This window comes from Algibacter sp. (genome assembly GCF_039977455.1).
In the GTDB taxonomy this organism is placed as follows: Bacteria; Bacteroidota; Bacteroidia; order Flavobacteriales; family Flavobacteriaceae; genus Algibacter_B.
The window spans coordinates 159,139-174,562 of the sequence record NZ_JBDWDG010000013.1; the positions used below are offsets into that span (position 1 = coordinate 159,139).

Consider the following 15,424-nt stretch of genomic DNA (forward strand, 5'->3'; position numbering starts at 1 on the left):
TAAATGAATCTTATTCAACGTATTGGTTATTATCTAGGTGGTTTTTCTATTGGATTAATTATTTTAGCATTCTTTTTAAATGGAAAAAAAACGTCTTGTAGTTATGGTCCAGAATCGAGAGTTTTAAAAAACATTAATTCTAAAAACCTTATTTACAGTCAAAATATTTCTGATTTTTTAAAATCGAAAACCATTGATTCTATTGAAATTAAATACATACTAAAGAAAGGAGATATTAATTTTTCCGAAAGCAGTCCTAGACAAGAACCTTGTGGCGTATATATTATAGATGCTAATTATAATGACAAAGACTTTAGTTTAATTGTTGAAAACTGCGATAGTACCGCAACACTACAAAATTTAATAATCAAAAAATAGTATGACAAAACGACTATTTGACGTTGTTTTTTCCATAATAGGCTTAATAGTACTATCTCCTATTTTAATAGTCATCGCTATTTTAATAAAATTAGACTCGAGAGGACCTGTGTTTTTTATTCAAGGACGTGTAGGTAAAAATAATATAGATTTTGATATTTATAAATTTAGAACCATGAGATTGGAGTCCAATAAAAAAGGACTATTAACACTTGGTAATAATGATTCTAGAATAACTAAAATTGGCTATTTTTTAAGACGGTTTAAAATAGATGAATTCCCGCAGCTTATAAACATTATTAAAGGCGACATGAGTTTTGTAGGGCCTAGACCAGAGTTGCGTTATTATGTTAATTTTTATAACGAAGATGATTTAAAAATATTTAAAGTTAGACCAGGAATTACAGGCTTAGCCTCTTTAAAATATAGAAATGAAGTAGAATTACTAAAGGCTGCCAAAGATCCAGAAAACTATTTTATTAAAACGATTATACCTGACAAATTAAGGTATAATAAGGAATACATAAAACGCCGAAATTTCATATTCGATTTAAAGCTTATAGGGTTAACCGTTATTAAAGTAATTACCAAATAGAGTTAAAATATTTGTTGAATTGTGATTTGTTACTACATTAAAATATTCATAAATTTCAAAGACCTTAAAATTAATAATATTTTATCCGTGCTGAATTGCAATCCTCCTTTATGAATCTAGAAATAAAAAATTATATAGACGAATTACTTGACGATTCAGGATTGTTTGATTCAAAATCAACTTTAAAACCTTCATTAAAAAGTAAAGAACAATTTGATTTCTCAGATGACGTTATTTTAATTACTGGAGCTGCTGGTTCTATTGGTAGCGGATTGGTTTACCAACTAATACATTGTAAATACAAAAAACTCATTTTAATTGACAATGCCGAGTCACCACTCTATCATTTAATTAAAGAGTTAGAGTTTGAAGCTATTAAACATGTAGAATTCAAATTAGTAGATATTACAGACCCTGAAGCAATTCATCTTCTTTTTGAAGAATTTAAACCTTCCATTGTTTTTCATACAGCCGCTTATAAACATGTCCCATTAATGGAGAGTAATGCGTTTAGAGCTGTAAAAGTTAATGTATTGGGAACAAAACAACTTGCCGATTTAGCTCATGAATTTCATGTTAAAAAGTTTATTTTTATTTCCACCGATAAAGCGGTAAATCCTATTAATGTTATGGGATTAACAAAAAAAATTGGAGAAAACTATATAATTTTTTTAAACTCTAGTAGCCGCACCATTTTTATAAACACTAGGTTTGGTAACATATTAGGATCTAACGGATCTGTAGTTCCTTTATTAAAAAAACAAATAGAATTTAGCCAACCTATAACTATAACAGACAAAGCGATTTCTAGATACTTTATAAGTAAACACAAAGCGTGTAAGCTCATTTTAAAACTTGCTAACAACACTAATTATCAAGAAACCACCTATACATTTAATATGGGCGACCCTATTAAAATTACAGATATTATTAATAGATTAATTCTGAAATGTCGAAAAGCTCCAAATACAATTGAACTAAAAATAATAGGCTTGCGTCCTGGTGAAAAATTTAATGAAGAAATAATTACCAATAACGAAATATTAGTTCCAACAAATGATAAGGATTTACTTATCGTGAGACAAAAAATAAAATCAAAAATAAAAGAAACTAGTTTTCAAGACTTATTAAAAATTACTCCAAAAACGACTAATCAAGAAATAAAAGACAAATTAAAATCGCTTATATAGTTAAGTTTATAATGATTTTCTGCGTTTTTTCTCTTTAGTAAGTAATGCCAATTCTCTACCAGTTTGCCCAGCAACCGAAGTATTCTCTTCTGCTCGACGAATTAAATATGGCATTACATCTTTTACCGGTCCAAACGGTACATATTTAGCAACATTATATCCTTTATGAGCTAAATTAAAACTAATATGGTCGCTCATTCCATATAATTGACCGAACCACACACGCGGATCGTTATTTAGCAACCCCTTTTCTTTCATTAAAGACATTAACAAATACGAACTATCTTCATTATGCGTACCGGCAAAAATGGACATACAATCTAAATTGTCGATAATATAATTTAAACCTTTATTAAAATTTTCGTCGGTTAATGCTTTACTTCCACAAATGGGCGATTGGTAACCATGCTCTTCTGCCCTGTCTTTTTCCTTTTCCATATAGGCACCTCTAACCAACTTATACCCAAGAAAATATTTCCCATTCTTTGCTTTTTCATGTTCCTGTTTTAAAAACGCCAACCTATCGTGCCTATACATTTGTAATGTATTATAAACTATTGGTTTTTCGGTATTATATTTTTGCATCATGGCTGTTACAACACTATCGGCAGCTTTTTGCATCCAGCTTTCTTCTGCATCAATAAGAACCGCAACATCATTTTCTTTAGCTTTTTTACAAACTAATTCATAACGACTAATAACCCGTTGCCATTCTTGTTCTTCCAATGCCGTTAAACCTTCATTTTTTGATACTTTTTCATATAATACGATACGCCCAAAACCTGTAGGTTTAAATACAGCAATAGGAATAGAATCAATGGCTTTAGCAAAATCGATTATTTTTAAGATTTTATCTCTTGCCGAATCAAATTCAGTTTCACTTTCTTTACCCTCTACAGAGTAATCTAAAACAGAACTCACACCTTTTTCGAACATATTATTAATCACATTAAGACAATCCTCTTCATTTACACCTCCACAAAAATGATCGAAAACGGTAGATCTTATTAAGCCTTCTATGGGCAAATGCGCCTTAATTGCAAAATTAGTTGCAGCAGTACCAATGCGTACTAATGGCTCTATAGATATCATTTTAAATAAAAAATAAGCGCGTTCTAATTCTGAGTCTGATTTTAAGGAAAAAGCAACTTCGGTATTATCAAAAATTAAATCCGTATTCATTTTAAAAAATTTAGATAAATATAATTATATCTAAGTTATCATTTTATGTAAAAACTCCTTAATTTCACAGCCTTAAAAAACAACATATATTTTATGGATTCTATAAAAGCTAATGATAGTATTGTGCATTTTAATGAAAAGTGTTACAGTAGTATAAATGAGCACCTTAAGAGCACTAATTTTTCTAAAATTTTTATTTTGGTGGATGAAAACACGCATGAGCATTGTTTACCAAAGTTTATAAATCGAATTGAAACAGATAAAATTATTGAAATTATTGAAATTGAATCTGGCGAAATAAACAAAAATATCAACACTTGTGTTGGGGTTTGGAATACGCTTTCTGAACTTAATGCAGACCGTAAAAGTTTAATGATTAATATTGGTGGTGGTGTTATTACCGATTTAGGAGGATTTGTAGCCTGTACTTTTAAACGCGGTATTTCTTATGTAAACGTACCTACCACATTATTATCTATGGTGGATGCATCAGTTGGAGGAAAAACAGGTGTTGATTTAGGTCATTTAAAAAATCAAATTGGTGTAATAAGTAATCCGGATTTAGTGCTTATTGACACATCTTTTTTGGATACTTTACCTAAAGAACAAATGCGTTCTGGATTAGCCGAAATGCTTAAACACGGTTTAATTACAGGAGAAGGCTATTGGAATAAATTTCAAGATTTATCAAAATTAACTTTAGATAATTTAGATGAACTAATACACGAGTCGGTAATTATAAAAAGAAATGTTGTTGAAGAAGATCCTTTTGAAAATGGCTTACGAAAAACTTTAAATTTTGGTCACACTTTAGGTCACGCTATTGAATCCTATTTTTTAAGCAACGACAGCAAGACAACTTTATTACATGGTGAAGCCATAATTGTAGGTATGATTTTAGCCAGCTATATTTCAACAGAATTGTTAGATTTCCCAAAAGAAACGACTCAAAGTATAAAAGATTTGCTTCTTAGCTATTATGAAAAGGTAGTCATTGAAGAAAGTGATTATGAAGCTATAATAGAGCTACTTAAATACGATAAGAAAAACAATCATGGTAACATCAACTTTGTTCTTTTAGAATCGATAGGAACTTGTAAGATAGATTGCTTGGTGGATAATAAAGTTATTTTAGACGCCTTTCAGTATTATGCTAGTTAATAAAAAATAAAATAAATAATTAAAAAAGCATCTATGTACATAGATGCTTTTTTAATTAACTTAATTATAGTTTAAGAGTTTTTAAACCTTCCAAAGAACCCTTTTTTCTTAGGAGCTCCGTAATAGCCGTATTTTGCACCATACCCAAAATTAGATTGTTTCACATCATTAACTACAAGCATCATATTGTTAAGTTTGTTTTCAGCATGTAATTCTTTGGCAAAATTTAAAATTTTCTTTTCTGTATAATCTGCTCTAGTAATATAAGCCGTATGTCCGGCGTACTTACTTATTAATAAAGTATCGGTAACTAACATGGCTGGAGCTGTATCCACAATAACATAGTCATATAAGCTTGAAGCTTCCTCAAATAACTGCTTTAACCTATCGCTCATTAACAACTCTGCTGGATTTGGAGGAACAACACCAGATAATAAAACATCTATATCAATATTATTAACGTTTAAATGATTTATGCTTTCCTCGATAGATATGGTATTATCGCCTAAATATTCGGTTAAACCTCTATCTTTAATATCCTTAGAGTTCTTTTCAATTGCAGAAAATATTTGAGGGTTTCTGATATCGCCACCCACTAACAACACTTTTTTATTAGTATTAGCCATAGTAAGTGCTAAGTTTAAACTAAAAAAAGATTTTCCTTCATTGTTTATAGTAGAAGTAACGAAAATAACATTATTAAAATCTTTTACATCTTTACTTCGGCGAACAAAATCTAAGTTAGTCCTAATAATTCTAAAAGATTCTGATAAAATAGATCTATCGGTTTTCTCTACAATTAATTTATCACCACTAGCTAATTTTGGAATTTCTCCTAAAACAGGAATATGTTTTATTTCCTTTTCTAAATCTTCTTTATTATGAATTTTAGTATCTAGTAAACTTGATACATAAATAATTCCGAAAGGAATCGCTAAACCAAGAAACAATGCCGCGATATAAGCAATTTTCTTATTTGGGGAAATTGGCCCTCCATTACTATTATATGCTTCATCAATAATTTTTGCGCTTGGCGATGTAGCTGTTAAAGATATAGCCGCTTCCTCCCTTTTTTGCAATAAATATAAATATAATTGCTCTTTAATCCCTTGCTTCCTTTCAATAGAACGTAATTTACTTTCTTGACCTGGTACTGATAAAATTTTAGAATTAATTCTAGACGATTGGTTTTGTAAATTATTAATTCTAATCTTTAATGAATTGCTAGAATTATCAATACTTTGAGTTAAATTTTGACGAATACTAGATAACGTTTGATCCAATTCAACAACAATTGGATTTTGCTCACCTGCACTTTTTAATAATGTTTTTCTTCTTTGAAGTAATTCATTATATTTCGTAGATAGCCCACCAATAGTAGCATCTCCAAAACCTAAGTTAGAAGGTATAGGTTCATATTTTTCAGTCTCATCGCCCAATACACTCTTCATGGAATTCAAAAGGCTCAACTCTATCTTAGATTGATCCATTTCTTGTTGGTTAATCGTACTAGATTGCATGAAAGTTGCAGCTTCGGTACTAACATCTGTCAATTTATTACCTGTTTTAAATCTAACAATACTATTGTCAACGTTAACTAAATCTTCAGCGATTAGTTCTACACGCTCGTTTATGAAATCTGCTGTGTTATTAGAGATTTCATTCTTCTTATCAATAGTAGATTTGTTATATTCATCAATTAGGGTATTTATAATATCCTTAGCCTTTTCAACTACAGGATCGGTTAAGATAATACTAAGTACCTTCGAAGACTTCCCGGAAGGCGCAATTATAACCCTGTTTTTTAAAGATTCCGAAAGACTTTCTAATTTTGATATTTTAACCTTAATGGTGCTACCCATATAATCATTTAAATTTCCATCTTTTGGTGTAACTATCATACCACCAAAATTAGTTGGTATGGTTTCTCCAAAAGTATATTTCTTGGATACTCCATCTTCTTTCACTTTATAAGTAAACTCAGTGCTTGAAACAATTTCAGCATAAAAACTAAAACTTACATTATCAATAATGGAATCTGGTTCAATAAAGTTTAGGGTAATTGGAGACTTCTTGTATAACTCTAATTCTTGAATTCTACCTTTAGCAAAATAAGTAACATTTAAATGTAATTTTTTTATAATGTTTCTTAAAAAACTTCTGGATTTAATAACTTGTATTTCATCCTCAACCTTTGCGTCCTCACTCTCCGAAAAAAGTGCTAAATCCTTTAAGGCGCCTGATGATTTATCACTATCATCAATAAGCATAATTTTAGCAACTGCAGAATATTGCGGTGTGGTATATCGTAATTTAAAAAAAGTAGCTGCTAAACAAACTAAACAACTAAAAACAAACCATTTCCATTGTTTTAAGTAAGTCAGTAGCATTTTCTTTAAATTAAAATCCTCAGAATTGCTATTAGATAAATTTTCATTTTCTATTAATGCCATGTTTTCGTCTAGTTTCTAGTAATCAATAATAACGAGGTTGTAATAAGAAAAGATGCTACTGATATAAAGGTACCAATTCTAGAATCACCTGAAGCACCACTAATTGCAGACTTATTAGGTTGCACGTATACAACATCATTTTGTGTAAGATAATATACAGGCGAGTTAAACAACTCTTTACTAGTTAAGTCTAGTCTTGAATATGTTTTAGTGCCATTAAAATCTCTTATAACCAACACATTTTTTCTTTCTGCCTTAATATTCAAATCTCCTGCCATGGCAATGGCTTCGAGAAGCGTAATTCGCTCTCCAGAAACTTCATATCTTCCAGGTGCATTAACTTGACCAAGAACTGAAATTCTAAAATTTAATATTCTAATATTTACAATAGGGTCCTTAAGGTAATCAGAAAGTTTTTCTTTAAATAGAGCCTTAGCCTCCTCAATAGTTAAGCCTATTAATTTAATTTTCCCTAATACGGGGTAATCTATATTGCCATTAATATCTACTATATAATCAACAATTTCTGACTGAGTACCCGAAGATCTATACATATTAAAAGGCTTTACTGCCTCTAAATCGAATGTAGAAACAAAAACACTAACAATATCGTTAACTTTAAATTTTGGTGTAAAAGTATCTGTGTCTACTAAGGTTTCAAAATCTTTAGCATTTTGAAAATAGACCACATCTTTTTTTGACGCGCACGAGGTAAATAATAAAAGGAGTATTAAAAAAGACAGTAAAGGTCTTTTAAAAAATAATAACAATTTGCTCATACTTATTTTAATCATTTAGGGCTTTAACCGAAATAAATATACGGGTTATTTTCTTATAAAATAATTTTACCGAAAAATAACTAATCTATATGGAGTGTTTTTTTGATGAATTAGGGTTATCTGATAATCCTTTAGCTTTTTTATACGTTTTAACGCGTTTATCAAATCTCTCATACTCAGAGTTGTTAGATTTGTATTCAGGGATTAAACTCTTCATTTTCATGACTATATTATTATTTTGAAAACGATTAGTAATGCACAGCTCCTCTATTTCCGATTTTACTTTTTCATAGTCTAATTCTCTTGTTTTACTTATCAATATTTTTTTATGATAAGTCGATAATGTGTTTTCACCATTAGCTAATAATTCTTCATATAACTTTTCACCTGGTCTAAGTCCTGTAATTTTAATATCAATATCTTCAGGGTATCTTAATCCAGAAAGTTTAATCATATTTTTAGCGAGGTCATAAATTTTAACCGATTCTCCCATGTCCAAAATAAATATTTCTCCACCTTTCCCCATAGTTCCTGCTTCAAGTACTAATTGTGCCGCTTCAGGAATAGTCATAAAATATCTAGTTATGTCCTTATGCGTTAAAGTTAATGGACTACCAGCCTCTATTTGCTTTTTAAATAAAGGAATAACCGAACCGTTAGAACCTAAAACATTACCAAAACGCGTTGTAATAAATTTGGTTCTACTTTCTTTTTGAAGACAACTTATATACATTTCTGCCATTCTTTTAGTAGCTCCCATAACGCTTGTTGGATTAACCGCTTTATCTGTAGAAACAAAAACAAATTTCTTAACATTATAACGAGAAGCCGTATCTGCCAATAATTTTGTTCCGTTCACATTAATTTTAATAGCCTCATAAGGCGCATTCTCCATTAATGGAACATGTTTATAAGCTGCCGCATGAAATACCATTGTTGGCTTATAGGTTTGAAATATAGAATCAATTCGTAAACCATCTCGTATATCTGCAACAATCGCTGTATAACTACGTTTACCTTCACGTTTTAAATCTTGTTGCACATCATAAAGTGCAGATTCAGCTTGATCTACTAAAATTAAATGTTTAACATTAAAATTAGAAAGCTGTTTTACTAACTCACTACCTATAGAACCAGCAGCACCAGTAACAAGCACCGTTTCTCCATTAAACTCACTTAATAAGTTAGGGTTGTCAATCTCAATTGGTGGACGCCCTAATAAATCATCAACTTGAACTTGTTTAATCTGTTTAGCACTTAACTCACCATTAATCCATTGTTCAATTGGTGGTACTTTTGTTATTTTAACACCAGAATCAGCTAAACTATCCATTAATTGCATTAGCTTGCTAGTGTCTGTGTTTTGTGGTGTTATAATAATTTCATCAATATCATTATCTAAAACATAATCTTCACTTAAAGCTTTGTAAGTTAAAATAGGAACCCCATTTATAATTTTAGAGCTGTTTTTAGCCTGATCATTAATAAACGCTACAATATTAAAACTTACACTGGCATTATTTAATAATGCGTTATACGTGGCCATGGCAGAGTCTCCTGTCCCATAAATTAAAACACGTTTTGTAGATAAAAATTTGCACTTTAAATAATTGTATCCCATTTTAAAAGCCAATCTACTAGAACTAAGTATTACAAAACTTAGTAAGGCATGTATAACAATAATTGAAAGTGGAATTGTAAATCCTGGAATAATACTCATGGATCTATTAGTAATTACAAAACCAATACAGAATAAGGATATTAATGCCACGGATTTAAAAACATTAACAACGTCTGTAAACCCAGTATGCCTTATAACACTTTTAAAAGAGCCAGTAACTATAAAACTTATAGCCGAAACTACTATTATAAATGGTATTTCAACTAAAAATTGGTTAACATCAAAATGTAATGTAAAATTAAATCTTATTACATAAGCAAAGAAAAATGCCACTATTATTAAGGCTAAGTCGATACCAAATACCAACCACTTAGAAGCATATTTTTGAGAGAAATTTACAAAGTAATTATTTATCATGATTTGAGGGTTTTAGTAATATTAGTTAGGATTCTTAACAAATCATCCTGTGTTAAATTAGATCCACTTGGTAAACATAGACCTCTTTCAAAAAGGTCTTCCGATGTGCCGTTGGTATAATGCAGACTATCTTTAAAAAGAGGTTGCGTATGCATGGGTTTCCATAATGGTCTAGATTCTATATCGTCTTTTAATAACTCTAATCTTAGTTTTTCTCTTAATTCGTAAGATGGTGTTTCTATACATGTAATCCATCTATTAGAAAAGAAATTATCTGGTTCTTCTAAAAATGTTATCTCTTCAAATTGAGATAAATGCTCTTTATAAAACTCGAAATTTTGTCTTCTAGCATGCACTCTATCATCAAGAACCTCCATCTGCCCTCTTCCTATTCCAGCTAAAACATTACTCATTCTATAATTAAATCCAATAGATGAATGTTGGTAATGCGGCGCATTGTCTCGTGCTTGAGTAGCGTAAAACACAGCCTTTTCTTTTAATTCTGGTGTGTTTACAATTAAAGCTCCTCCGCCCGATGTTGTTATAATTTTATTTCCATTAAATGATATAATGCCAATATCAGAAAGTGTACCGCACTTTTTATTATAATACGAACTTCCTAAAGCTTCTGCACTATCTTCAACTACAGGAATATCATATTTTTTGGCCACAGCATTTATTTCATTGGCTTTATAAGGCATTCCATATAAATGTACTGCCACAATAGCCTTAGGCTTCTTAAATTTTTCAATTCTATCTTTAATAGCTACCTCTAACAATTCTGGACACATATTCCAGGTATCTCGTTCACTATCAATAAATATTGGAGAAGCTCCTTGATATAAAATAGGGTTAGCCGATGCAGAAAACGTAAAACTTTGACATAACACTTCATCACCAACAGATACTCCAAGGAGTTGTAAAGCCAAATGAATAGAAGCAGTACCAGAACTTAAAACCGCTACCTCCTTAGTATCTCCAAGGTAGTTTTTTATATCAAGTTCAAAACCATCTACATGAGGACCAAGTGGCGCTATCCAGTTGGTGTCAAAAGCATCAGTTACAAACTTGCGTTCTGAAGTCCCCATATGAGGAGATGATAAGTAAATTTTTGTTTTAGTCAACATAACTTATTTAATTCTATTACATGAAGAAGTTAAACTCATAGTCCTATAAGCCATAAAAATAACAACTAAGTAAATCGTGGTAAAAAGCCCTCTTCTATACATATAACAAAATTAATTTGATCTAACAGTTAAACGTAGTAATAACCCATTATTAAATATCTTCAATCTACTATTTTAATAAAGATTCTAGTATTGAGAGTTTAAAGTATTTAATCACCAATTATTACAATTAAATTAATTCGCTATTAATCAATCTAATTTCATTTTGTTAACACAAATTTAGCAATTGTTTTAAATTTATAAGGCTCCAATCTTGTTATTTCGCCAAAACAGTATTTAAAATCGGTTAACTACCTTTCGGATTTTTTTTACAGTAAAAGTTGGTAGATTATCGATAATCACCCAATAAATTATGTAAGTAATTACCTTGGTTTTGGGAAAATTTTAACTATGTTTTTTTCCTATTCTAAAATTTAAAAACTATAAGCACAATGTGTTATGATTTCATAAAGCCATTTAAAACCATACTTTATTTAGCTTAGCATTTAAAAAACTGTTATAAGTATTTTTCCTCCTAACAACCCAAAAATAATTACAGTTTTAGACATAAACGTATAATTTAATCCCTTACGAATTCGTGTCATAAAATCGAAAACACATAAAAATATTTTTCAACATGATTAATAGGTATTAGTATTACTTTAGGATATAATGTAATTTTTAACCGACAAAAACCTGTTGTTAATTGATATTATGATTTTGGTCGTAAAAAACCTTTACTTAGTATAATAAAAGCATATGTTAATTTATTTTTTTACATATTTGTCTGAATAAATTAAATTAAACCCAAATTGAATGTTTCAAAATTTACAGAATAAAACAGTTTTAGTTACTGGTGGTGCAGGTTTCATTGGCTCTAATCTTTGCGAAACACTACTAGCTAACTCTATTAAAACGGTTTGTTTGGATAATTTTTCAACCGGAAAAAGAATAAATGTCGAGCCATTTTTAAGCAACCCTAATTTTAAACTTATTGAAGGCGACATTAGAAACTTAAAAGATTGCCAAAAAGCATGCGAAAATGTAGATTATGTTTTACATGAAGCAGCACTAGGTTCTGTGCCACGATCTATTAATGATCCTATAACTACTAACGATGTAAATGTTTCTGGTTTTTTAAACATGTTGGTAGCGGCAAAAGACGCTAAAATTGAGCGTTTTGTTTATGCTGCAAGCTCCTCAACCTATGGCGATCACGAAGCGTTACCTAAAGTAGAAGATGTAATAGGTAAACCATTATCTCCATATGCCATTACGAAATATGTTAATGAATTATATGCCGATATTTTCCAAAAATCTTATGGCTTAGATACCATTGGTTTACGCTACTTCAATGTGTTTGGTAAACGTCAAGATCCGGACGGTGCTTACGCTGCTGTAATTCCTTTATTTGTAAAACAATTTATAAATAAAGAATCTCCAATAATTAATGGTGATGGAAGCTATTCAAGAGATTTTACATATATCGATAATGTGATACAAATGAATATTCTTGCATTAACTACAACCAATCAGGAGGCCTTAAACACCGTATATAATGTAGCTTATGGCGACAGGACAACGCTTCTACAATTAGCAACATTACTAAAACAAAACCTTTCGGAATTTGATGCTTCCATTCTAGATATAGATATAAAACACCGCGACAATCGTGTTGGAGATATCCCGCATTCTTTAGCATCAATAGAAAAAGCTAAAAAACTATTAAACTATAATCCTAAATTTGATATCAATAGTGGCCTTAAAGAAGCTGTTAAATGGTACTGGAAAAACTTATAATTACACAAATGAAAGTCACAAAAATTTGTTGTATTGGTGCAGGATATGTTGGTGGACCAACTATGGCAGTTATAGCCAAAAAAAACCCAAACATAAAAGTTACTGTTGTTGATGTAAACCAAGACAGAATTGATGCTTGGAACACCCCAGACGTTTCTAAACTGCCTATTTATGAACCTGGATTGGGAGACATAGTTAAAGAAACAAGAGGAAAGAACTTGTTTTTTTCAACTGAAATTGATAAAACCATTGATGAATCGGAAATGATTTTTATATCTGTAAACACGCCTACTAAAACCTATGGAAAAGGAAAAGGTATGGCGGCAGATTTAAAATTCGTTGAACTATGTGCACGAAATATTGCTAAAGTAGCGACTACAAACAAAATTGTGGTGGAAAAATCGACACTTCCCGTTCGTACTGCGCAAGCCATTAAAAGTATTTTGGATAATACTGGTAGCGATGTTAAATTTAGTATTTTATCAAATCCCGAATTTCTTGCTGAAGGCACTGCCATTCAAGACTTATTAAATCCAGATCGTGTTTTAATTGGTGGTGAGTCTGAAGAAGCTATTGAAAGTTTAGCTAATATTTATGCAAGTTGGGTGCCTGAAGCTCAAATTTTAAGAACCAATGTATGGTCTTCAGAGTTATCAAAACTAACAGCTAATGCGTTTTTAGCACAACGTATATCCTCTATAAACGCTATTTCAGAGCTTTGCGAAAAAACGGAAGCTAATGTTAACGAAGTAGCTAAAGCTATTGGAATGGACTCTAGAATAGGTCCTAAGTTTTTACAAGCTTCGGTTGGTTTTGGCGGTTCCTGTTTTCAAAAAGATATTTTAAATTTAGTATATATAGCGCGTAGTTATAATTTACACGCTGTCGCCGATTATTGGGAGCAGGTTACCCTATTTAACGACCACCAAAAAAGACGCTTTGCAGATCACATAGTAAACACACTTTACAATACCGTTTCTGGAAAAAAAATAGGATTTCTAGGCTGGGCTTTTAAAAAAGACACTAATGATACGCGGGAATCTGCCGCCATATATGTAGCCGATTATTTATTAAATGAACAAGCAAATATCTCGGTTTACGATCCTAAGGTAACCGCTAAAAAAATTCAATCGGATTTAAACTATCTAAATACAAGATCTATTGCTGAAAATGAGCAACAAGTAACGGCTTATACCGATCCTTATGCGGCTTTAAAAGATACGCATGCCATTGCTATTTTAACAGAATGGGACGAATTTAAATCCTATGATTGGAAAAAAATATATCTAAACATGAAAAAACCTGCATTTATTTTTGATGGAAGAAATCTTCTAAATAAAAATGAAATGACAAAAATAGGTTTCGAATATTCTTCAATTGGACAATAATAAACTATGAATAAAGAAAAAATCGCGATTATAGGACTTGGTTACGTAGGTTTACCTCTAGCTAGATTATTTGCAACCAAATACGCTGTTGTTGGATTTGACATTAACCAAAAACGGGTTTCAGAGTTATCAGGAGGTAAGGATGTTACTTTAGAGGTTGAAGACCACGTATTAAAGGCTGTTTTAAAAGACACTCCAGATGCCAACACAGGGCTTTTTTGTTCTTACGACATTAATGATATTACAGACTGTAATTATTATATAGTTACTGTGCCTACGCCTATCGATAAAAACAACAGGCCAGATTTAACGCCTTTATATAAATCTAGCGAAACGGTAGGACAGGTTTTAAAAAAGGGAGATATTGTCATTTATGAATCGACCGTATATCCTGGTGCTACAGAAGAAGAATGTATTCCTGTTTTAGAAAAAGTAAGTGGCCTAAAATTCAATGAAGACTTTTATGCTGGCTATTCACCAGAACGTATTAATCCGGGTGATAAATTACATACCGTAGACAAAATTTTAAAAGTTACTGCGGGTTCAACACCAGAAATTGGTGAAAAAGTAGATGCCCTTTATTCAAGCATCATCACTGCCGGAACCCACCTTGCTCCTACTATTAAAGTCGCCGAAGCTGCCAAAGTTATAGAAAACTCGCAACGCGATATTAATATAGCTTTTGTAAACGAGTTGGCTAAAATATTTAATTTAATGGATATCGATACACATGCTGTTTTAGAGGCTGCCGGAACAAAATGGAATTTCCTTCCGTTTAAACCAGGTCTAGTTGGTGGCCATTGTATTGGTGTCGATCCCTATTACTTAGCTCAAAAAGCACAGGAAGTTGGATATCATCCAGAAATTATATTAGCAGGTCGTCGTGTTAATGATGGTATGGGGCAATATGTGGCTTCAGAAATAATTAAACTCATGGTTAAAAAGGATATTAAAATTAAAAATGCAAATATTTTAGTTTTAGGTATCACTTTTAAAGAAAACTGTCCGGATGTTAGAAACACGAAAGCGGTCGACGTTATTAGTCAACTTGCAAGTTACGGTACCGCTATTACCATTCACGATCCTTGGGCTAACCCAGTTGAAGTAAAACATGAATATAACCTAAAAACAACAAAAGAATTACCTCAAGAAAAATTTGATGCTATTGTATTAACGGTAGCACATAACGAGTTTTTAGACATGAATCTTAAAGCGCTTTTAAACACCAATGGTGTACTTTATGATGTAAAAGGTGTTTTAATGGAGGGCGTAACCGGTAGATTATAAATTTCCC

The 15,424-nt window shown here is 31.1% G+C and carries 12 protein-coding genes; 7 read left to right on the forward strand and 5 right to left on the reverse strand.

What is annotated here, in order from left to right; translation table 11 throughout:
- Positions 1 to 3 precede the first annotated feature (3 nt).
- The 3 genes from ABJM36_RS04970 to ABJM36_RS04980 all read left to right on the forward strand — a co-directional run bounded on the left by ABJM36_RS04970 (position 4) and on the right by ABJM36_RS04980 (position 2,163).
- Positions 4 to 378 (forward strand): hypothetical protein, encoded by a 375-nt coding sequence (locus tag ABJM36_RS04970; protein ID WP_348449799.1) that lies wholly within the window; start codon positions 4 to 6, stop codon positions 376 to 378.
- Between the two features lies 1 nt (position 379).
- Positions 380 to 973, forward strand: coding sequence for a sugar transferase (locus tag ABJM36_RS04975; RefSeq protein ID WP_348449801.1), 594 nt, complete (start codon positions 380 to 382; stop codon positions 971 to 973).
- A gap of 110 nt (positions 974 to 1,083) precedes the next feature.
- Positions 1,084 to 2,163 (forward strand): polysaccharide biosynthesis protein, encoded by a 1,080-nt coding sequence (locus ABJM36_RS04980; protein WP_348449803.1) that lies wholly within the window; start codon positions 1,084 to 1,086, stop codon positions 2,161 to 2,163.
- A gap of 6 nt (positions 2,164 to 2,169) precedes the next feature.
- Here ABJM36_RS04980 and ABJM36_RS04985 read toward each other — a convergent pair whose 3' ends face one another.
- Positions 2,170 to 3,345 (reverse strand): proline dehydrogenase family protein, encoded by a 1,176-nt coding sequence (locus ABJM36_RS04985; protein WP_348449805.1) that lies wholly within the window; start codon positions 3,343 to 3,345, stop codon positions 2,170 to 2,172.
- A 93-nt stretch (positions 3,346 to 3,438) separates the two neighbouring features.
- Between ABJM36_RS04985 and aroB the strand changes: the two genes are divergently transcribed.
- Entirely contained in the window at positions 3,439 to 4,506 is a 1,068-nt protein-coding gene (aroB, locus tag ABJM36_RS04990; protein WP_348449807.1) for a 3-dehydroquinate synthase, read from the forward strand.
- 71 nt (positions 4,507 to 4,577) lie between these two features.
- On the opposite strand, the gene ABJM36_RS04995 is transcribed toward aroB, so the two are convergent.
- From ABJM36_RS04995 to ABJM36_RS05010, 4 genes are all read right to left on the reverse strand, one after another.
- The gene (locus ABJM36_RS04995; RefSeq protein WP_348449809.1) at positions 4,578 to 6,959 is read right to left on the reverse strand and encodes a polysaccharide biosynthesis tyrosine autokinase; all 2,382 of its coding nucleotides are present in this window, start codon (positions 6,957 to 6,959) and stop codon (positions 4,578 to 4,580) included.
- Positions 6,960 to 6,967: 8 nt separating this feature from the next.
- Complete coding sequence (locus ABJM36_RS05000) at positions 6,968 to 7,738, reverse strand: polysaccharide biosynthesis/export family protein (RefSeq protein WP_348449811.1); 771 nt, start codon at positions 7,736 to 7,738, stop codon at positions 6,968 to 6,970.
- Between the two features lie 85 nt (positions 7,739 to 7,823).
- Positions 7,824 to 9,776 (reverse strand): nucleoside-diphosphate sugar epimerase/dehydratase, encoded by a 1,953-nt coding sequence (locus ABJM36_RS05005; RefSeq protein ID WP_348449813.1) that lies wholly within the window; start codon positions 9,774 to 9,776, stop codon positions 7,824 to 7,826.
- Positions 9,773 to 10,903 (reverse strand): DegT/DnrJ/EryC1/StrS family aminotransferase, encoded by a 1,131-nt coding sequence (locus ABJM36_RS05010; RefSeq protein ID WP_348449815.1) that lies wholly within the window; start codon positions 10,901 to 10,903, stop codon positions 9,773 to 9,775. The genes ABJM36_RS05005 and ABJM36_RS05010 overlap by 4 nt, the downstream gene beginning before the upstream one ends.
- 855 nt (positions 10,904 to 11,758) lie before the next feature.
- Between ABJM36_RS05010 and ABJM36_RS05015 the strand changes: the two genes are divergently transcribed.
- The 3 genes from ABJM36_RS05015 to ABJM36_RS05025 are packed head-to-tail and all read left to right on the forward strand — an operon-like array spanning position 11,759 to position 15,417.
- Positions 11,759 to 12,742, forward strand: a complete 984-nt coding sequence (locus ABJM36_RS05015; protein ID WP_348449817.1) for an SDR family oxidoreductase — start codon at positions 11,759 to 11,761, stop codon at positions 12,740 to 12,742.
- An 8-nt stretch (positions 12,743 to 12,750) separates the two neighbouring features.
- Positions 12,751 to 14,130 carry a nucleotide sugar dehydrogenase gene (locus tag ABJM36_RS05020; RefSeq protein WP_348449819.1) on the forward strand — a complete coding sequence of 460 codons (1,380 nt, stop codon included), beginning with the start codon at positions 12,751 to 12,753 and terminating at the stop codon, positions 14,128 to 14,130.
- Between the two features lie 6 nt (positions 14,131 to 14,136).
- The gene (locus tag ABJM36_RS05025) at positions 14,137 to 15,417 is read left to right on the forward strand and encodes a nucleotide sugar dehydrogenase (RefSeq protein ID WP_348449821.1); all 1,281 of its coding nucleotides are present in this window, start codon (positions 14,137 to 14,139) and stop codon (positions 15,415 to 15,417) included.
- Positions 15,418 to 15,424: the final 7 nt, after the last annotated feature.